The sequence below is a fragment of the Streptomyces sp. NPDC048461 genome, from assembly GCF_055587105.1.
Window position 1 is genome coordinate 40,876 of the sequence record NZ_JBVJGW010000004.1, and the last position, 17,761, is coordinate 58,636.

The window sequence follows — 17,761 nt, forward strand, 5'->3', positions numbered from 1 at the left end:
CCGGCGTTTGAGGCGCGGGGTTCGGGGCGGAGCCCCGAGAAGCCGGCCCGCAGGGCAGGAACGCACGGTGGGCGCCGAGCGGAGAGGCCGGGCCGAGCCCGGCCGGAGCACACCCCCGCCGACCGCCGGAGGCTACCGGCAGCCGCACGACCGCCGGATCACCAGCGCCGACGGGAACTGCTTCAGCCGCTCCCGCCGCGACCCCGCGACCCGCAGCCCGTCGTCCAGCACCAGGTCCACCGCGGCCCGCGCCATCGCCGGGCGGTCCGAGGCGATCGTCGTCAGCGGCGGGTCCGTCAGCGCCGCCTCCTTGACGTCGTCGAACCCGGCCACGGCCAGCTCGCCCGGCACGTCGATCCGCAGCTCCCGGGCGGCCCGCAGGACGCCGATCGCCTGGTCGTCCGTCGCGCAGAAGATCGCCGGGGGGCGGTCCGGCCCGGAGAGGACCTCCAGGGCCACCTTGTACGCGTCGTAGCGGTTGTACGGGGCCTGGAACAGCCGGCCCTCCACCGAGCGGCCGGACTCCTGCATGGCCCGGCGCCAGCCCTCGACGTGGTCGGCCACCGGGTCGCCCACCTCGGGGGTGTTGTCCACCCCGCCGAGGCAGGCCACGTACGGGTGCCCGTGTTCCAGCAGGTGGCGGGTGGCGAGCTGCGCGCCGCCGATGTCGTCCGTGACGACGGCGACGTCGTCGATCGCCTCGGGGCGCTCGTGCAGCAGCACGATCCGCGCGTCCCAGGCCTCGATCTCCGACGCCGCGCGTTCGCTCATGCCCTGGCTGACCAGGATCAGGCCCGAGACCCGCATGCCGAGGAACGCCCGGAGGTAGTGGACCTCGCGCTCGTCGCGGTAGTCGGAGTTCCCGACCAGGACCATCTTTCCGCGCTCGGCGGCGGCCTGCTCGACCGCGTGCGCCATCTCCGCGAAGAACGGCTGCCGGGCGTCCGGGACGATCATGCCTATGAGGTCGGTGCGCCGCGAGGCCATCGCCTGGGCGACCCGGTCCGGGCGGTAGCCCAGCTCCTTGATCGCGGCGAGGACACGCTCGCGCGTGGCCGGGGCAACCGGCCGGGGTCCGTTGTTGATGACGTAGCTCACGACGGCGGTAGAGGTACCCGCAAGTCGCGCCACGTCATCCCGCGTCACCTTGGCCACGCGCGGCAGTCTACGCGGGGTGACCTACCTCTGGGCAGGGCGTCCTGCGGAGTGGATGCTCACAGGGTCTTCGGCCGCCCGGGTGACGGCAGGGCCGTCCTCGCCGGAGTCCCGGGACGCGTTCTCCGAGGCCGCCCGGGAGGTGGCCGAGGCGGCCTGCGCCGCCAGCTGCGCCGCCGCCTGGGCCGCGGCCTCCGCCGCCGCCCGCTCGACCTTCTCGGGGGTGACGAAGCGGTAGCCCACGTTGCGGACCGTGCCGATCAGCGACTCGTGCTCGGGACCCAGCTTGGCGCGCAGCCGCCGTACGTGGACGTCCACCGTCCGGGTGCCGCCGAAGTAGTCGTAGCCCCAGACCTCCTGGAGCAGCTGGGCGCGGGTGAAGACCCGGCCCGGGTGCTGGGCGAGGTACTTGAGCAGCTCGAACTCCTTGAAGGTCAGGTCCAGGACCCGGCCCTTCAGCTTGGCCGAGTACGTCGCCTCGTCGACCGACAGGTCGCCGTTGCGGATCTCCATCGGGGAGTCGTCCGAGCCCATCTGCTGGCGGCCGGTGGCCAGCCGCAGCCGCGCCTCGACCTCGGCGGGGCCCGCGGTGTCCAGGAGTACGTCGTCGATGCCCCAGTCGGCGGTGACGGCCGCCAGGCCGCCCTCGGTCACGACGAGGATCAGCGGGCAGCCCGGCCCGGTGGAGCGGAGCAGCTGGCACAGCGACCGCACCTGCGGCAGGTCGCGGCGGCCGTCGACGAGGATCACGTCGGCGCCGGGGGTGTCCACGAGGGCGGGGCCCTCGGCGGGCGCCACCCGTACGTTGTGCAGCAGCAGGCCGAGGGCGGGCAGCACCTCGGTCGACGGCTGCAGGGCGTTGGTCAGCAGCAGGAGAGAGCTCATGCCCGACCACCTGCCCGGGTCGGGCGGTCGAACACGGTTCGCTGGTCCATCACGTCGGTTCCTCCTCGGTCCCGTCGAGGACGTGCGCGGTACTGCTTCGTACGTGGTGCGTCGTGCGTGGTGCCTCGTGTGCGGTGTCCCGGCCGGCCCCGCGCCCTGAGGCCCGGAGGGACACCACCGTTCTCGTTCTGTTCAACGCGCTGAAAGCACAAAAGGACCCGGGGGCAACGTTGCCCGGATCCTCTTCGCAGCAGAATAGCCCACCGGTGCTTTCGTGGCCGAGGCTTCTGCCGATACCGATTCTGTGGTTCCTGCCACGCCCCTGCCCCGTGTATGTGCCGGTTTCACCTGATCGACGGCCCTGCGGCGGGCCCTCGGGGTGCACGCGGGGCGCGTGGATGCACGCGGGAGCGGGGGGTAGGAGGGGTCATCATGGAGGCCGACGGCAGAGAGCCGACGAGAGGAGCAGCAGTGGCAACCGGAACCATCCGCTACTGGGCCGCGGCCAAGTCCGCGGCCAAGACGGCGGAGGAGCCGTACTCGGCGCGCACCCTGGCCGAGGCGCTCGACGCCGTGCGGGAACGCCACCCCGGGGAGCTGACCCGGGTCCTGCTGCGCTGCTCCTTCCTCGTGAACGAAGAGCCTGTGGGCAAGCGCCCGCACGATTCCGTCCAGCTGACCGAGGGGGGCACCGTCGAGGTGCTCCCGCCGTTCGCGGGCGGGTGAGCGGGAGCCGATGAGCACGCCCGAAGAACAGCAGCGACAGCAGCACGCGCAGGCCCAGGCGCAGGCCGCCCAGGCGGAGGCGGCGCGGGCGGAGGCCGAGGCACAGGGCCGGCAGCAGCCGCAGCCGCAGCCGCAGGACCCGTACGGGACCCAGACCTGGCAGTCCGACACCTGGGACACCAGCTACCAGCCGGTGCACGCGCCGCAGGCGCAGGCCGAGGCCCCCGGCCGTCCGGTGGCGCCCGAGGGGTGGTTCCGCGACGAGGCTCCCGCCCAGGGCGCCGACGGCGCGGGCGCCGGGTGGCCGGACGGCCCCCCGGCAGCGGGCGCCGCGCCGGACGCGGGCTCGTACGGGCAGCCGTACGCGCCCCAGGCGGACCCCCTGCAGCCCCAGCAGGTGTACGGGCAGCAGCCCGATGCGCAGGCCTACGGGCAGCACGCTCAGCAGGAGTACCCGCAGCAAGCCCAGCAGCCCCAGCAGCAGGCGTACGGGCAGCCGGCCCAGCAGGGCTATCCCCAGCAGCCGCAGCAGCCCCAGCAGCAGGCGTACCCGCAGGCGGTCGCCCCCGACGGGTGGTTCCGCGACGAGGCTCCGGCCGCGCCGGCCCCCGCCGCGCAGGCCGTCTCCGCCCCCGGCTGGCCGCAGGACGGCGGCACGGGGGCTCCCGCCGCCGAGACGGCGTACCTGCCGCCGTACCAGGAGACCCCGGCCGCCGCCGAGACGGCCTACCTCCCGCCGTACCAGGAGGCCCCGGCCGAGGCGACGGCGTACCTGCCGCCGTACCGGGCCGAGGAGCCGGAGCAGGCTTCCGCGGCGCCGGAGGGGTGGTTCCGCGACGAGGCTCCGGCCGCGCCGGCGCAGGCCGCCCACCAGGCCCCCGCCGCGCCGGCCTCCCACCGGGCCCCGTCCCACCGGGCCCCCGACCAGGACTGGTCCCAGGGCGGCGCCGCCGCCACCGGCTGGCCGGAGGCCTCCGCCGCCGAGCAGACGGCGTACCTGCCGCCCCAGGCCGCCGAACCGGCGCCCGAGCGGTCCGCGCCCGCGGGCCCGGCCGCCGAGCAGACGGCCTACCTTCCGCCCCACCCCGGTCCCGGGACCGCCCCGGCCCGGGGTCCGGCCCACGCGGCGCCCGCCCCCGCGGAGGAGGCCGGGGAGGAGCCCGCCTACTCCCCGCCGACCCTCGCCGGGAACACCCTGCGGGCCGTCGACCCCGCCCAGGCCCGCGCCGAGGGCCGGTCGCCGATCATCGACCCCGGCCCGCAGGCCGCCCTGCTGACGGCCGCCCTCGGGGTGCTGCTCGCCGCGGCCGCCGCGTTCGGCTCGTACGCCCTGCTCGTGCCGCTGGTCGCCCTCCAGGGGCTCACCGCGGCCGGCTGGTTCCGTCTCAACGGCATGTGGCCGGCCCGCCAGGGCATCGCCCTCGCCTTCGCCGGGGCCCTGGTCGCCGACGCGGCCGTGCTCGCGGTGGACGAGCCGTACGGCCCCGGCGCGATCGTCGGCACCCTCGGCGCCTGGGTGCTGCTCACCCTCGTGCTCCAGCTGCGCAGCCACGCCGACCCCGACGAGCGGATGTACGGGCTGATGGCCTCGGTGGCCTCGGCCGCCCTGGCGATCGTCTGCGCCGGCTACCTGGCCGCGGACCCCGCCGCCGTCACCGTCGGCGCGGCCGCCGTCGCGGTCGCCGTCTTCGCCCGCGCCCTGCCGCTGCCCACCGCGCCCTCCGTCGGCGTCTCGCTGGCGGCCGCCGCCGGTGCCGGCATCGCCGTCGGCGGGCTGAACTCCCTCGGCGCGGGCGGGGCCCTGGTCGGTCTCGCCGCCGGGGTGTGCGCGCTGATCGGGCTGCGCGTCGCGGCGTACGACTACCCGTCCAAGTTCGTCCACATGACGGCCGGGGTCGCGCTGCCGCTCGCGGCCGCCGCGCCCGCCGTGTACCTGATCGGGCGGGTGGTGGGCTGATCCCTGCCCGACAACGGGCATGGTCCACTAGGCGCACGTACCGACAAGTAGTAGGGGAGGGGCACGTGCGCTTTCTACGTGTGGTCGTGATCATCGGTGTGGTCCTGGGGGCGCTCTTCGTCGGCGCGGACCGCTGGGCGGCCGGGTACGCCGAGAACCAGCTCGCGGACCGGATCCAGTCCCGCCAGGGCCTCGCGGGCACCGCGGAGGTCGAGATACACGGCTTCCCGTTCCTGACCCAGGCGGCCAGCCGGGACCTGGACCGGGTCGACCTGAAGCTGCGCGGCGTCGAGGCCATGGCGGACGGCCGCAAGACCCGCCTCGCGGAGCTCGACGCGAGCTTCCGCGGCGTGACCCTGAACGGGGACTACACGCGCGGCACCGCCCGGCGTGCCGAGGGCAGCGCCCTCATCACGTACGCCGACCTGACCGCGGCCTCCCAGACGGGCGCGACCCTCGCCTACGGCGGCGCGCCGGGCAAGGTGAAGGTCACCGCGGGGATCGAGGTGCTCGGCAAGTCCCTGACGCGCAGCGTCGTGTCGACCGTCACCCTGGAGGACGCGAAGGACGGCAAGGGCAAGGTCGTCCGCGTGCACGCCGAGGAGGTGCCCGGTGAGGGCATCCCCGGGATCGAGGGCCTGGTCCGCAAGAAGACCGACTTCGACCGCCGGCTCGACGGCGGACTGCCCGTGGGTCTCCAGCTGTCGTCCCTGACCTCCGACGAGGCCGGTGTGCACCTGGCGCTGAGCGGCTCGAACGTGGTGTTGGCCGGATCGTGAGACGGTGCGGTCCGATCCGCAGATGAACGGGCCGCCGGAAGGCTTCCGGGGGCGGTGCGGCAGCCGCCCGGAGGCCTCTCATCCCACTATTCGGACGATCCTGTCTCGGTATATGACACACCGGTGACAGGGCGGCCGATTCGTCCCTACGATCCATGCCTATGAAGCATCAGCAGGCGGACCTCACGAAGCGGCGGGCAGTAGACCTGTGTCGCGTCGCCGCCATGCTCTGTCGATCCATGTGACCTGTGGAGCGCATCCGCTCCACCAGCCGGACGACGGCTTTTCCCGCGTGACCGCACCTGCTCCCGATCCCCTGACGCCTCCCCGCGCAGGACCGGGCGAGCGCATCCGGAACGCACGCACCCCGCAGCACCCGCAGCACGGCCCGCCGCACACTGCCCGGAGGAGAACACCATGAGCCGCAGCGACGTCCTCGTAGACGCCGACTGGGTCGAGGCCCACCTGAACGACGGAAACGTCGTCATCGTCGAGGTGGACGAGGACACGTCCGCCTACGACAAGAACCACATCACCAACGCCGTCCGGATCGACTGGAAGAGCGACCTCCAGGACCCGGTCCGCCGTGACTTCGTGGACCAGGAGGGCTTCGAGAAGCTCCTCTCCGCCAAGGGCATCTCCAACGACGACACCGTCGTCCTCTACGGCGGCAACAACAACTGGTTCGCGTCGTACGCGTACTGGTACTTCAAGCTCTACGGCCACCAGGACGTCAAGCTCCTCGACGGCGGCCGCAAGAAGTGGGAGCTCGACTCCCGCGACCTGGTCGACGGCAAGGAGGTCCCGAACCGTCCGGCCACCGACTACAAGGCCAAGCCGCAGGACAAGTCCATCCGCGCCTTCCGTGACGACGTCACGGCCGCGATCGGCTCCCTGAACCTGGTCGACGTCCGCTCGCCCGACGAGTTCTCCGGCAAGCTGCTCGCCCCGGCGCACCTCCCGCAGGAGCAGTCGCAGCGCCCCGGCCACGTGCCGACCGCCCGCAACATCCCGTGGTCGAAGAACGCCAACGACGACGGAACCTTCAAGTCGGACGACGAGCTGACCGCCCTCTACGAGGCCGAGCAGGTCGACCTGGCGAAGGACACCATCGCCTACTGCCGCATCGGTGAGCGCTCCGCGCTCACGTGGTTCGTGCTGCACGAGCTCCTGGGCCAGGAGAACGTCAAGAACTACGACGGCTCGTGGACCGAGTACGGCTCGCTGGTCGGCGTGCCGATCGAGCTCGGCCCCAACAAGTAGTCCGGCCGATCCAGCAGCCGACCCTGCCGGGCACGCAGGGCCCGTAGTCACGTACGACCTCTCTAGGACAGGACAGAGAACATGTGTGGAGCACAGATCGGCGGGCCCGACCTCGCGACGCTGAAGCCCGGTGAGACCGCCATCCAGGGCCAGATCACCCAGGGCGGCGAGCCGGTGTCCGGCTACGTCCGCCTGCTGGACTCGACCGGCGAGTTCACCGCCGAGGTCCCGACCTCGGCGACCGGCCAGTTCCGCTTCTACGCGGCGACCGGCTCCTGGACGCTGCGCGCGCTCGTCCCCGGCGGCACGGCCGACCGCAACGTCGTGGTCGCCGACGCCGGCGGCGTGACGGACGTGGCGATCGCGGTCTGACCACCGCTCCGCGCACCACCGCGTAACCGCGCGACCGTATAACCGCAGAGCCGGCCGAAGGGCCGCACCCCCGGGGGTTGGACGCCACTGGATCGGGGTGCAGCCCTTCGTGCCGTCCGGGCACTTGTCAGCGGGGCGTACCGCCCTACGCTGGAGGTATGTACGCCCGGCGCCGACGCGTCTACTTCCTGCTCATGGGCGGATGCCTGTTCCTGTTCGTCTCCGCCTGGTCCTTCGTGCGCCTGTGGTCGGTGGAGGCCGCGGTGGCCCTGTGCGTGATCGCCATGGTGATCCCGCCGGTGGCCGCGATGGTCGCCAACCGGCGCGGACCGGACGACCGCTGGTGGGACGACCCCTCGGGCGACCCGAAGTCCGACGAGTGGTGGGACGAACTGGACGGAAAGCGGCGACGCGAGCCGTGAAACCCGGTGAGACAAGAACGTAATAGACATCCCTACAACTGCTTGCCCCCTGAACGGGTCATGGGTACGCGCGGGCACCGAGCCGGCGCGTCCAGTCCTGTGGGGGGGACTCCCTTGGAACATGCACAGACCGCCTCCGAGCTGCGGAAACAGTCCGAAACCACCCCGGAGCCGGACGGTACGGACCCGGTCGCGGACACCGCACCGCCCGCTGCCGGCGCCACCGCGGGCGCGGCCGGAGCCGCCCCGGCGGACGCCGCCCCCGAGGCCGCCGCGCCTCCGCGCCGCCGCAGGGGCCGTACGACCCTCCTGATCGCGGCCGCGGCCGGCCTCGGCGTCCTCGCCGGAACGATCACCGGCTACACGGTCCAGTACCACCGCGCCCCGACCCCGCTGCCGCCGCTGGCCCAGCAGAAGGTGGCCGCGCCCGTGCCCGTCGCGCCGAACGACGCGACCACCCGGCGCTCCGTCAACGCCAACCGTTGGGACAGGACGGAGGAGGACCTGGCCAAGAAGCTTCTGGAGGTTCCAGGCGGCGCGAAGGACGGCTACGCCGGCTACGAATCGCTGGACTCCTTCGCGGCGGACTACTACGACTCCCCCGACCGGGGCTTCGAGACCATAGCCAGGACCGTGCGGCGGATCGCCACGGCGGGCTGGGAGCAGAACGGACAGGACTTCGTCGAGATCCGGCTGCTCCAGTTCCAGAGCCAGCACGCGGCCCAGCGGTACCAGGAGGGACAGTCCTCGTACCAGGACGAGGAGGAGCGCGCGGGCAACGACGGCTTCGCGCTGCCCGGCGTGCCCGACGGTTACGGCCGCGGCTGGCTCTACAAGCCGCGGACGAAGGCCGGGTACCACCCGGTGCGCTCCGCCCGGGCCATCGCCCGGCGCGGGGACATCGTCGTGGACGTGGAGATCGCGAACAACCGGGGTGACGTCACCCAGGGCGAGATCACCGATCTGGCCAAGCGACAGATGGAGCGGCTGTGACCGAGCAGCAGAGCGATGCCGTGCCCGAGCCCGCCGCAGAGCAGGACGCGCCGGTTTCCGCACACCCGCCGCGCACGGGCAGGCGCAGGGTTCCGGCCCTGGTCGCGGGTGGCCTCGGCCTGGCGATCCTCGCGGGCGGCGGGTTCTGGGCCTCCGGCAGGATCGACCAGGCCGACCGGACCTCCCCGACGCGCTACTGGGTGCCGGCGGGTCCCCGGCCGATCGCCACCGGTGCCCCTGTGCCGACCGTGCCGCCCAACGAACTCACGGGCAAGCTGCTGCCGATGCCCGTGGACCACGAGCTCGGACCCGACCTGGGGGAGGAGGGCAACGACTTCTACGTGTCGGGCGAGCGCGCGGTCCAGGCCATGAAGGACGCGCGGACGGGGCTGTCCGCCCGGGAGCGCGCCGAGCGGGACAAGGCCGTGGCCGAGATGAAGCTCAAGGGTCTGGCCGGCCGTAGCTACACCAAGTCGTCCTACGGAGGCGGCCCGGTCACCGAGATCGAGCTCACGCAGGCGGACCCGCAGGCTCTCACGGTGTTCTCGGAGGTCAGCAAGAAGCTCCTCGACGTCCTCGTGACCCTGGGCGGGAAGAAGAAGGACGCGCCCGCCGTCGAAGGGTTCCCACAGGCCAAGTGCGTCCTGCTGGACATCGTCGAGGAACGGTCCGGTTCCCCGAAGCCCGAGCCGATCGTGTCCCTCGACTGCGTGGCGGTGGAGGGCAGCGTGCTGGTGACCTTCCGTTCGTTCGGTCCACGGCTCGACGTGAAGGATGCCGCCGAGCTGTTCCGGAAGCAGCTCAACCACCTGAAGTCCCCCGGGGAGTCCGTGTGACCGAGCAGACCGTCACCACCGCAGCCGCGTCCACCGCCGAACCGGGCGCGACGGCCGCCGCGATCCCGCAGGCCGTGGCTCCCGCCCCGGAGCCGGTGCCCGCCGCGCCGAAGGACCGGCGCAGGCTGTTCGCCGCCCTGCGGTGGACCGCCGCCGTCCTCGTCTTCGCCGCCGTCGGCGCGGGGAGCGCGTACGCCGTCACCCGGCCCGAGCGGACCGAGATCCCGGGGCTCTCCACCCTGTCCGACGGCCGCTGGACCTACCCGCGGCTGGCGAGGCCCGAGCTGCCGGCCGGAGCCGCGCTGCCCGGTGCCCCGGACAACAAGGACGGCACGCACTACGCCGCCCTGAACGGCCTGCTGCTCCCCGTACCCGAGGGGGCGAAGCCCGACGACGCCGTCAAGCCGGACAAGGACGGGAAGGTGACGCCCGACTCCTTCCTGGAGGAGTACGCCGCCGAGGACCGGCCGAAGCTCAAGGAGTCCCTGGAGTGGGAGGGGCTGCGCCAGATCACCGGCCGGTCCTGGACCATGCCCGACGGCACTCGTGTACGCGTCTACCTGCTGCGCTTCCACTCCTCCAGCTTCGTGGACACCTTCCGCGGCTGCGGCACCAACACCCGGCTGACCGGCGCCGACGCGCTCTCGGTCGACCTGGCGTGGAGCGAGGCCAAGGCGGGGCAGTACAGCGCGGCCGGGACCGCCGACGCCGGCACGTGGGGCACCCTCAGCTCCAGCGACGTCAGCGTCTACGAGGAGGCCAAGCCGTTCGGTGACGAGCAGGTCCGCTTCGGCTGTCTCCAGGCGGGCGACGTCCAAGGGGTGATCATCCACTCCCGCAAGGGCGGACTGCCCACCGTCCCGTTCCACCAGACGGTGATCCTCCAGGGCCAGCTGCTCGGCTGAGGCCCGTACGGGCCACCTCACAGAGTGCGCCGGTCCCCGGGCCAGTAGGCTTGGGGACCGGCCCGTACACCGCACCGAATCCTCCGAGGAGCACCCCGTGCTTGAGGCAGTCTTCACCTCCCTGCTGGTCCTGGTCTGCGTCGGCGTGATGGCCTTCACCGGTCTCGCCGTCAAGAAGCTGTACCAGGGTCAGCGCTGAGCGTCCGCGCAGCTGACCGCCCCGGAACCCCTCCGACAGATCGCCTGAGCAGCCATTCATGATCCAGATCCCGTCCGACCTGAACCCGGGCCTCGTCCCGCTCGCCTTCCTCCTCGGCACCTGGGAGGGCGCGGGAGTCTTCGACTTCCCCGGTGAGGAGAAGTGCAACTTCGGCCAGGAGGTCGTCTTCAGCCACGACGGCCGGGACTTCCTGGAGTACACCTCCCACACCTGGGTCCTCGACGCCGAGGGCAAGCAGGTGCGGCCGCTGGAGTCCGAGTCGGGCTACTGGCGCATCGACAAGGACCGCAAGGTCGAGATCGTCATGGTCCGCGACCAGGGCGTCGTCGAGGTCTGGTACGGCGAGCTCGCCGACCAGAAGCCCCAGATCGACCTGGCCACCGACGCCGTCGCGCGCACCGCGGCCTCCGGCCCGTACAGCGGCGGCAAGCGGCTCTACGGGTACGTGAAGAGCGACCTGATGTGGGTCGGCGAGAAGGCCACCCCCGACGTCGAGCTGCGCCCGTACATGTCGGCCCAGCTGAAGAAGGTCGTCACGCCCGAGGAGGTCGCCGAGATGGCGCGCAACCTCCCGGACATGCCGGACGACGGCATCGCCTTCTTCCGCTGACGCGCATCCACAGGGCTGTGCGACGAGGGGACCGCGGAACCGCCCGCGGTCCCCTTTCCGCGCTTACACTGGCCGGGTGGTGAGGACCGAGCACGCCAAAGACACCGAAGGCGCCGAGGGCACCGACTGGAAGACCGACCTGCGCCAGCGCGGGTACCGGCTCACTCCCCAGCGCCAGCTCGTGCTGGAGGCCGTCGACCACCTGGAGCACGCCACCCCGGACGAGATCCTCGTCCAGGTGCGCAAGACCGCGTCCGGGATCAACATCTCCACCGTGTACCGGACGCTGGAGCTCCTGGAGGAGCTCGCGCTCGTCTCGCACGCGCACCTCGGCCACGGCGCCCCCACCTACCACCTGGCCGACCGGCACCACCACATGCACCTGGTCTGCCGGGACTGCGCCGACGTGATCGAGGCCGACGTGGACGTCGCCGCCGAGTTCACCGCCAAGCTCCGCGCGACCTTCGGGTTCGAGACCGACATGAAGCACTTCGCGATCTTCGGCCTCTGCAAGAAGTGCGCGGCGGCACACCGTGCCGCGCAGCCGTAGCCGAGTCGTACGCTTGGTCCCATGACCAGCAGCCCCTTGCTCCACCTCCCCGGCGCCGTGCAGGCCGAAGGCCGCGACGAGGGCGTCGCCGCCCACTACGGCGAGCTGTACGGCGAACAGCGGACCCTCGCCGACGGCCGCGGCTTCGTCGACCTCTCCCACCGCGGCATCGTCACCGTGACCGGGGCCGAGCGCCTCAGCTGGCTGCACCTGCTGCTCACCCAGCACCTCACCGAGCTGCCGGCCGGCCAGGCCACCGAGGCCCTGATCCTCTCCGCCAACGGCCACATCGAGCACGCGCTCTACCTCGTCGACGACGGCGAGACCACGTGGGCGCACGTGGAGCCCGGCACCCAGGCGGAACTGATCGCCTACCTGGAGTCCATGAAGTTCTTCTACCGGGTGGAAGTCGCCGACCGCACCGAGGAGTTCGCGGTCGTGCACCTGCCCGCCGGCTCCATCGCCGAGGTCGCCAAGGAGCACGCCGTGCGCGAGACCGCGCACGGCCGCGACGTCTTCCTGCCCCGCGCCGAGCTGGAGTCCTTCGCCGTCTCCCACGGCCCGGCCGCCGGGCTCCTCGCCTACGAGGCGCTGCGCGTCGAGGCGCACCGGCCGCGGCTCGGCCTGGAGACCGACCACCGCACCATCCCGCACGAGCTGGGCTGGATCGGCACGGCCGTGCACCTCCAGAAGGGCTGCTACCGCGGTCAGGAGACGGTCGCCCGCGTCCACAACCTGGGGAAGCCCCCGCGCCGCCTGGTCTTCCTGCACCTGGACGGCTCCGAGGTGCTGCTTCCGGCACACGGCGCCCCGGTCCGGCTCGCCGCCGACGGCGAGGAGGGCCGCCAGCTCGGCTTCGTGACCACCTCGGTGCGCCACCACGAACTCGGCCCCATCGCCCTCGCGCTGGTCAAGCGGAACGTGCCGGTGGACGCGCCGCTGCTGGTGGGCGGCACGGCCGCCGCGCAGGAGGTCGTCGTAGAGCCATGAGCCGTGGGGCTTGGATGGCCTAGATGTCGATGACGAGGGTGAACGGGCCGTGGTTGGTGAGGGAGACCCGCATCTCCGCGCCGAAGCGGCCCGTCTCCACCGTCGCGCCCAGCGCCCGCAGCTGCGCCACGACCTCGTCCACCAGCGGTTCGGCGACGGGGCCGGGCGCGGCCGCGTTCCAGGTGGGGCGGCGGCCCTTGCGGGCGTCCCCGTAGAGCGTGAACTGGGAGATCACCAGCAGCGGGGCGTCCACGTCGCTGCAGGACTTCTCGGCTTCCAGGATCCGTACGGACCAGAGCTTGCGCGCCAGCAGCGCGGCCTTCTCCGGCGTGTCGTCGTGGGTCACCCCCACCAGCACGCACAGTCCCTCGCCGACGATCTCTCCGACGGTCTCGCCGGCCACGACGACGCTCGCGCCGTCCACCCTCTGCACCACTGCTCGCATACCACCTGTGTACCAGGCGTGCACCCGTCCGGGGCCGATCGGGTGGAGTGGGACTGCACCGGGGCCACGGAGAGTGGCACGATGCACGCAAGCGGTGCCTGGGCGCCGCACCGGTCGAGGGGACGGACTCGTTCGTATGAATACTTCTGGTACCTCCGTACCTGCTTCACCCGCTTCCATGTCCGCTGCCGCGGTACGACCGCCCGCGCAGCGCACCGCCGAGACGGCGGTCCCGGCGACGCCGACGACCGCGCTCGGACTGCCGGAACTGCGCGGGCTGCGCCGCGACGCGCAGCGCGACGAGGCCGATCTGAGCTATGTACGGCGGCTGTTGCAGGGCCGCATCGACATCCTGCGGGCCGAGCTGGCCCGGCGCACCGACCCCGAGGCGGCCCGGCGCGCCGACCCCGAGGCGCCGGTGGTGGACCGGCTCTCGGAGATCCTCGCCGACGCCCCCTCCAGCCGCAGTGCCTCCGCCCGGCACGTCACGCTCGGCACCCCGCACGGCGAGGAGTACCGGCTGCTGGCGGCGGAGATGCTGTCCGACGTGGAGCTGTCGGACCTGGGCGCCCGTACCGACGGCGAACTCCACGACGGGCTGGGCCGGCTGATCCGGTACGAGCAGCAGGTCTCGCGGCGCCGGCAGGCGCTCCAGCGCACGGCGGACGACTGCAGCGCCGAGATCACCCGGAGATACCGGGAGGGCGAGGCGCAGGTGGACGACCTGCTGGCGTGATCGGCCCATCCGGCCCATCCGGCCCATCCGGCCCACCTGGCCCACCCGGCCCACCTGGCGCGGGGCGGCGCCACCCCGGCGGGCGGGCGCCGGAAATTCGGGGGACGCGGGCCGGTGCGCCGATTAGCGTGGTCCGGCATGAGCGCTGACGTCCGGCCGATCGCCGAATCCGACCTCCCCGACTGGCTGCGGACCGTGAACACCGGCTTCCTGGAGACCGCCCGGGTCACCGACTCCGACGTCGCCCAGCGGGCCCGGCACGGCGACTTCGCGCGCACCCAGGGGGCGTTCGACCCCGACACGGGGCGCTGCGTGGCCACCTTCCGCTCGTTCCCGCAGGAACTGACCGTGCCCGGCGGCGCGGCCGTCGGCTCCAGCGCGGTCACCAACGTCACCGTGCTGCCCACGCACCGCCGCCGCGGTCTGCTGACCCGCATGATGACCGCCGAGCTGACCGCCGCCCGGGACCGCGGCGACGCGCTGTCCACCCTGATCGCCGCCGAGTACCCGATCTACGGGCGGTACGGGTACGGGCCCGCCGCGTCCGTCTCGGAGTGGGAGATCGACGTACCGCGGGCGGGGCTGGACCCCCGCTGGTCGGCGCCCGCCGACGGCGGCCGCATCGACCTGGTGGACGCCGCCGAGGCCCGCCGGATCGGCCCCGGGCTGCACGAGCGGCTGCGGTCGGCGACCCACGGCGCGGTGGACCGCGACGCGCGCTGGTGGAGCCTGGCGACGGGCGAGGAGCAGATGTCGTACCGCCCGTACAAGGAGCAGTTCCACGCCGTGTACCGGACGGCCGCGGGCGAGGTGGCCGGCCTCGCCGTCTACGCCGCCGACGGGCACTGGACGGACGCGAAGCTCCCGAAGAACACCGTGCAGGTCAAGCAGCTGCTCGCGGTCACCGCGGACGCGGAGCGGGCGCTGTGGCACTTCCTGTGCTCCATCGACTGGGTCGCCAAGGTCCGCACCGGCTTCCGGGCTCCCGACGACCTCGTCGCGCAGCTGCTGCCCGACCCGCGGGCGGCCGCGCTGGTGACCGCGGCCGACTTCCTGTGGGTGCGGGTGCTGGACGTCGTACGGGCGCTGGGCGCGCGGACGTACGCCGTACCGGGGGTGCTGGTGCTGGAGGTGACGGACGCGGCGGGCCTCGCGGACGGCCGCTACCGGCTGGACGCGGCCAAGGGCGCGTGCGAGCGCACCACGGATCCGGCGGACCTGCGGCTGGAGGTGTCGGCGCTGGGCTCCCTCTACCTCGGCGACGAGTCGGCGGTGCGCCTGGCCCTGCTCGGCCGGATCACGGAGGAGCGCCCGGGGGCGGTCGCGCTCGCGGACGCGGTGTTCCGCACCGCGCGGCGCCCGTGGTGCCCGGACGTGTTCTGACCGGGCAGGCTGGAGGCGGGCACCGGACCGGGCACGCACCGCACACCGCTGACGCACACCGCACACCGCTGACGCACACCGCACACCGCTGACGCACACCGCACACCGCACACCGCACACCGAGGACCGAGGACTGAGGTACTTGACGCTTTCGACGTCACTTGTGGATCGGCTGCGCGCCGCCGGGTGCGTCTTCGCCGAGGAGGAGGCCGACCTGCTGGTCTCGGCCGCGCGGGACGACGGCCACCTGGCGGGCATGGCGGCCCGCCGGGTCGCGGGCGAGCCGCTCGAACACGTGGTGGGCTGGGCGGAGTTCTGCGGGCTGCGCGTGGAGGTCGGGCCGGGGGCGTTCGTACCGCGCCGGCGCACCGAGTTCCTGGTGCGGGAGGCGGTGGCGCTGGCCCGGCCCGGCGCCGTGGTGCTCGACCTGTGCTGCGGGGTCGGCGCCCTGGGAGCGGCGGTCGCGGCGCGGGTGACGGGCGGGGTGGAGCTGCACGCCGCGGACATCGACCCGGCGGCGCTGGCGTACGCGCGCCGCAACGTGGCCCCGTACGGCGGCGCGGTGTGGGAGGGCGACCTGTACGGGCCGCTGCCCGCGTCGCTGCGGGGCCGGGTGGAGGTCCTGGTGGTGAACGCCCCGTACGTCCCGACGGAGGAGGTGGCGCTGATGCCGGCGGAGGCCCGGGACCACGAGCCGCTGGTCTCACTGGACGGCGGCGCGGACGGCCTGGACGTCCACCGCCGGATCGCGGCGGGGGCCCTGCCCTGGCTGGCACCGGGCGGGCACCTCCTGATCGAGACGAGCGCCCGCCAGTCCCCGCACACGGCGGCGGCCCTGTCCTCGGCGGGCCTGGAGGTCCGCACGGCGACGTCGGAGGAGCTGTACGCGACGGTGGCGATCGCCCGGGCTCCGGGCTGCTAGATGTTGCAAGCGGCTGCTTGCAATAGTTAGCAAGCTCGGGCAGGATCGGGGCATGGCATCGCTCAACGTCGGAAACCTCGGCGAATACCTCCGCGAGCAGCGTCGGCAGGCCCAGCTCTCGCTGCGGCAGCTGTCCGAGGCCGCGGGCGTGTCGAATCCGTACCTGAGCCAGATCGAGCGCGGGCTGCGCAAGCCGTCCGCGGACATCCTCCAGCAGCTCGCCAAGGCGCTGCGGATCTCCGCGGAGACGCTGTACGTGCAGGCCGGGATCCTGGACGAGCGGGACCGGGACGAGGTGGAGACGCGGGCCGTCATCCTCGCCGACCCGTCCATCAACGAGCGGCAGAAGCAGGTGCTGCTCCAGATCTACGAGTCCTTCCGCAAGGAGAACGCGCTCGACACGGCCGGTACGGCCGCCGCGGCCGGGACGCCCGGGGCGCCCGCCGACGAGATGCCGTAGAAGACGAACCGACATGGATCCGGGAGGACCCGCACATGGCCATCGCCGATGACCTGAAGAAGACCCTCACCGACCCCACCCCGCTCTACTTCGCCGCCGGCACCGCCGACCTGGCCGTGCAGCAGGCCAAGAAGGTGCCGGGGCTCATCGAGCAGCTGCGCGCCGAGGCCCCCGCGCGCATCGAGGCGGTCAAGAACACCGACCCGAAGGCCGTGCAGGAGAAGGCCCGGGGCGCGGCCAAGGAGGCGCAGGAGGCGGTCTCCGCGAAGGTCGCCGAGGTGTTCGGCGCGATCGACCCGAAGAAGTTCGGCGAGACCGCCCAGGACCTGGCGCTGCGCGGTGTCGGTGTGGCCGCCGAGTACGCGGTGCGCGCCAAGGAGACGTACGACAAGGTCGCCGAGCACGGCGAGCAGGCCGTCCGGACCTGGCGCGGCGAGGTCTCCGACGAGATCGTCGACATCGCCGTGGCCGTCGAGCCCGCGCCGGAGGCCGCGGCCGGGACCGCCGTCGCCGAGACGGTCGTCACCGAGCCGGTGGCCGCCGAGCCGGTCGCCGCCGAGGTGGCCGCCGGTGGGGAGAAGCCCGCCGCGAAGAAGCCCGCGGCGCGCAAGAGCACCGCGAAGAAGACCGCCGCCGCGCAGGGCGACGCGAGCTGATCCGCATGACGCGTGGCGGGCCGGGCACCTTGCAGGTGTCCGGCCCGTTGTGCTCTCCGTGGAGGAACCACTGCCGGTAGCGTGGAGGCAGACGTCGTCCGGCGTGCGGAGCGGGAGAAAGCGGTCATCGCGATGTGGTTGATGGACGGGTTCGATCGAGGTGTGGTCCCGCTGCTGGGACTGGCCATGCTGGTGCTCGCCGTCGTGGCCTTCGTCATGGCGCTGGTGGCCCGCGAGGACGCCTATCGCGCCGCGGAGAAGCAGAGCAAGACCTTCTGGATGGTCCTCCTCGGCATCACCGTGCTCGTGGACTTCTTCCTGGGCATGCTGTTCCTGCAGATCGCGGGACTGGTCGCGACCATCGTCTTCTTCGTCGACGTGCGCCCGGCCCTCAAGCAGGTCTCGGGCGGCGGCCGGCGCCGGGGCGGAAGCAGCAGCGACGGGCCGTACGGGCCCTACAACGGCGGCCGCTGACCCTTTCGGCCGGCCCGATCGG

22 protein-coding genes are annotated in these 17,761 nt (G+C 73.0%); 19 read left to right on the top strand and 3 right to left on the bottom strand.

All coding sequences use genetic code 11. From position 1 onward, the window contains the following. Positions 1-132: 132 nt before the first annotated feature. Positions 133-1,155: a LacI family DNA-binding transcriptional regulator gene (locus tag ACZ6S8_RS08310; RefSeq protein ID WP_469453664.1), complete on the bottom strand. Its 1,023-nt coding sequence runs from the start codon at positions 1,153-1,155 to the stop codon at positions 133-135. A gap of 24 nt (positions 1,156-1,179) precedes the next feature. Beyond that, a complete protein-coding gene (locus tag ACZ6S8_RS08315) occupies positions 1,180-2,040 on the bottom strand; it encodes a response regulator transcription factor (RefSeq protein ID WP_469453666.1) in 861 nt (286 codons plus the stop codon). A 471-nt stretch (positions 2,041-2,511) separates the two neighbouring features. Between ACZ6S8_RS08315 and ACZ6S8_RS08320 the strand changes: the two genes are divergently transcribed. From ACZ6S8_RS08320 to ygfZ, 13 genes are all read left to right on the top strand, one after another. Beyond that, positions 2,512-2,766, top strand: coding sequence for a MoaD/ThiS family protein (locus ACZ6S8_RS08320; protein WP_267724420.1), 255 nt, complete (start codon positions 2,512-2,514; stop codon positions 2,764-2,766). Between the two features lie 685 nt (positions 2,767-3,451). Beyond that, complete coding sequence (locus tag ACZ6S8_RS08325) at positions 3,452-4,723, top strand: hypothetical protein (RefSeq protein WP_469454308.1); 1,272 nt, start codon at positions 3,452-3,454, stop codon at positions 4,721-4,723. A 65-nt stretch (positions 4,724-4,788) separates the two neighbouring features. Further along, complete coding sequence (locus ACZ6S8_RS08330) at positions 4,789-5,502, top strand: LmeA family phospholipid-binding protein (protein WP_469453668.1); 714 nt, start codon at positions 4,789-4,791, stop codon at positions 5,500-5,502. Between the two features lie 161 nt (positions 5,503-5,663). Beyond that, positions 5,664-5,747 carry a putative leader peptide gene (locus ACZ6S8_RS08335; RefSeq protein ID WP_350206375.1) on the top strand — a complete coding sequence of 28 codons (84 nt, stop codon included), beginning with the start codon at positions 5,664-5,666 and terminating at the stop codon, positions 5,745-5,747. 172 nt (positions 5,748-5,919) lie between these two features. After that, a complete protein-coding gene (locus tag ACZ6S8_RS08340) occupies positions 5,920-6,765 on the top strand; it encodes a sulfurtransferase (RefSeq protein WP_469453670.1) in 846 nt (281 codons plus the stop codon). An 81-nt stretch (positions 6,766-6,846) separates the two neighbouring features. Further along, positions 6,847-7,137: a DUF1416 domain-containing protein gene (locus tag ACZ6S8_RS08345; RefSeq protein ID WP_351271113.1), complete on the top strand. Its 291-nt coding sequence runs from the start codon at positions 6,847-6,849 to the stop codon at positions 7,135-7,137. A 158-nt stretch (positions 7,138-7,295) separates the two neighbouring features. Then, a complete protein-coding gene (locus ACZ6S8_RS08350; RefSeq protein ID WP_469453673.1) occupies positions 7,296-7,559 on the top strand; it encodes a DUF3099 domain-containing protein in 264 nt (87 codons plus the stop codon). 114 nt (positions 7,560-7,673) lie between these two features. Continuing rightward, complete coding sequence (locus ACZ6S8_RS08355) at positions 7,674-8,552, top strand: hypothetical protein (protein ID WP_469453675.1); 879 nt, start codon at positions 7,674-7,676, stop codon at positions 8,550-8,552. Continuing rightward, positions 8,549-9,388, top strand: coding sequence for a hypothetical protein (locus tag ACZ6S8_RS08360; protein ID WP_469453677.1), 840 nt, complete (start codon positions 8,549-8,551; stop codon positions 9,386-9,388). The genes ACZ6S8_RS08355 and ACZ6S8_RS08360 overlap by 4 nt, the downstream gene beginning before the upstream one ends. Further along, a complete protein-coding gene (locus tag ACZ6S8_RS08365) occupies positions 9,385-10,293 on the top strand; it encodes a hypothetical protein (protein ID WP_469453678.1) in 909 nt (302 codons plus the stop codon). Before ACZ6S8_RS08360 ends, ACZ6S8_RS08365 begins: the two co-directional genes overlap by 4 nt. A gap of 257 nt (positions 10,294-10,550) precedes the next feature. After that, positions 10,551-11,123: a heme-binding beta-barrel domain-containing protein gene (locus tag ACZ6S8_RS08370; RefSeq protein ID WP_469453680.1), complete on the top strand. Its 573-nt coding sequence runs from the start codon at positions 10,551-10,553 to the stop codon at positions 11,121-11,123. 76 nt (positions 11,124-11,199) lie between these two features. Further along, positions 11,200-11,673, top strand: a complete 474-nt coding sequence (locus ACZ6S8_RS08375) for a Fur family transcriptional regulator (RefSeq protein ID WP_469453682.1) — start codon at positions 11,200-11,202, stop codon at positions 11,671-11,673. 21 nt (positions 11,674-11,694) lie between these two features. Then, on the top strand, positions 11,695-12,663 hold the full coding sequence (ygfZ, locus tag ACZ6S8_RS08380; protein WP_469453683.1) for a CAF17-like 4Fe-4S cluster assembly/insertion protein YgfZ: 969 nt from the start codon (positions 11,695-11,697) through the stop codon (positions 12,661-12,663). A 19-nt stretch (positions 12,664-12,682) separates the two neighbouring features. Here ygfZ and dtd read toward each other — a convergent pair whose 3' ends face one another. Then, entirely contained in the window at positions 12,683-13,108 is a 426-nt protein-coding gene (dtd, locus tag ACZ6S8_RS08385; protein WP_469453685.1) for a D-aminoacyl-tRNA deacylase, read from the bottom strand. 136 nt (positions 13,109-13,244) lie between these two features. Here dtd and ACZ6S8_RS08390 point away from each other — a divergent pair, with 136 nt between their 5' ends. The 6 genes from ACZ6S8_RS08390 to ACZ6S8_RS08415 all read left to right on the top strand — a co-directional run bounded on the left by ACZ6S8_RS08390 (position 13,245) and on the right by ACZ6S8_RS08415 (position 17,739). Continuing rightward, entirely contained in the window at positions 13,245-13,844 is a 600-nt protein-coding gene (locus ACZ6S8_RS08390) for an RsiG family protein (RefSeq protein ID WP_469453686.1), read from the top strand. Positions 13,845-13,982: 138 nt separating this feature from the next. Continuing rightward, on the top strand, positions 13,983-15,227 hold the full coding sequence (locus ACZ6S8_RS08395) for a GNAT family N-acetyltransferase (RefSeq protein ID WP_469453688.1): 1,245 nt from the start codon (positions 13,983-13,985) through the stop codon (positions 15,225-15,227). Positions 15,228-15,369: 142 nt separating this feature from the next. Next, complete coding sequence (locus tag ACZ6S8_RS08400; protein ID WP_469453690.1) at positions 15,370-16,149, top strand: putative protein N(5)-glutamine methyltransferase; 780 nt, start codon at positions 15,370-15,372, stop codon at positions 16,147-16,149. 52 nt (positions 16,150-16,201) lie between these two features. Then, positions 16,202-16,609: a helix-turn-helix domain-containing protein gene (locus tag ACZ6S8_RS08405; protein ID WP_469453692.1), complete on the top strand. Its 408-nt coding sequence runs from the start codon at positions 16,202-16,204 to the stop codon at positions 16,607-16,609. 35 nt (positions 16,610-16,644) lie between these two features. Beyond that, positions 16,645-17,265 carry a hypothetical protein gene (locus tag ACZ6S8_RS08410; protein WP_469453694.1) on the top strand — a complete coding sequence of 207 codons (621 nt, stop codon included), beginning with the start codon at positions 16,645-16,647 and terminating at the stop codon, positions 17,263-17,265. A 132-nt stretch (positions 17,266-17,397) separates the two neighbouring features. Further along, positions 17,398-17,739 carry a DUF2516 family protein gene (locus ACZ6S8_RS08415; RefSeq protein ID WP_351271248.1) on the top strand — a complete coding sequence of 114 codons (342 nt, stop codon included), beginning with the start codon at positions 17,398-17,400 and terminating at the stop codon, positions 17,737-17,739. Positions 17,740-17,761: the final 22 nt, after the last annotated feature.

Bases quoted from the DNA above. Each gene is read 5' to 3' on its own strand.
- ACZ6S8_RS08315 (WP_469453666.1), bottom strand. From the start codon at position 2,040: ATGAGCTCTCTCCTGCTGCTGACCAACGCCCTGCAGCCGTCGACCGAG.
- ACZ6S8_RS08335 (WP_350206375.1), top strand. From the start codon at position 5,664: ATGAAGCATCAGCAGGCGGACCTCACGAAGCGGCGGGCAGTAGACCTG.
- ACZ6S8_RS08340 (WP_469453670.1), top strand. From the start codon at position 5,920: ATGAGCCGCAGCGACGTCCTCGTAGACGCCGACTGGGTCGAGGCCCAC.
- ACZ6S8_RS08345 (WP_351271113.1), top strand. From the start codon at position 6,847: ATGTGTGGAGCACAGATCGGCGGGCCCGACCTCGCGACGCTGAAGCCC.
- ACZ6S8_RS08350 (WP_469453673.1), top strand. From the start codon at position 7,296: ATGTACGCCCGGCGCCGACGCGTCTACTTCCTGCTCATGGGCGGATGC.
- ACZ6S8_RS08370 (WP_469453680.1), top strand. From the start codon at position 10,551: ATGATCCAGATCCCGTCCGACCTGAACCCGGGCCTCGTCCCGCTCGCC.
- ygfZ (WP_469453683.1), top strand. From the start codon at position 11,695: ATGACCAGCAGCCCCTTGCTCCACCTCCCCGGCGCCGTGCAGGCCGAA.
- dtd (WP_469453685.1), bottom strand. From the start codon at position 13,108: ATGCGAGCAGTGGTGCAGAGGGTGGACGGCGCGAGCGTCGTCGTGGCC.
- ACZ6S8_RS08390 (WP_469453686.1), top strand. From the start codon at position 13,245: ATGAATACTTCTGGTACCTCCGTACCTGCTTCACCCGCTTCCATGTCC.
- ACZ6S8_RS08395 (WP_469453688.1), top strand. From the start codon at position 13,983: ATGAGCGCTGACGTCCGGCCGATCGCCGAATCCGACCTCCCCGACTGG.
- ACZ6S8_RS08405 (WP_469453692.1), top strand. From the start codon at position 16,202: ATGGCATCGCTCAACGTCGGAAACCTCGGCGAATACCTCCGCGAGCAG.
- ACZ6S8_RS08410 (WP_469453694.1), top strand. From the start codon at position 16,645: ATGGCCATCGCCGATGACCTGAAGAAGACCCTCACCGACCCCACCCCG.
- ACZ6S8_RS08415 (WP_351271248.1), top strand. From the start codon at position 17,398: ATGTGGTTGATGGACGGGTTCGATCGAGGTGTGGTCCCGCTGCTGGGA.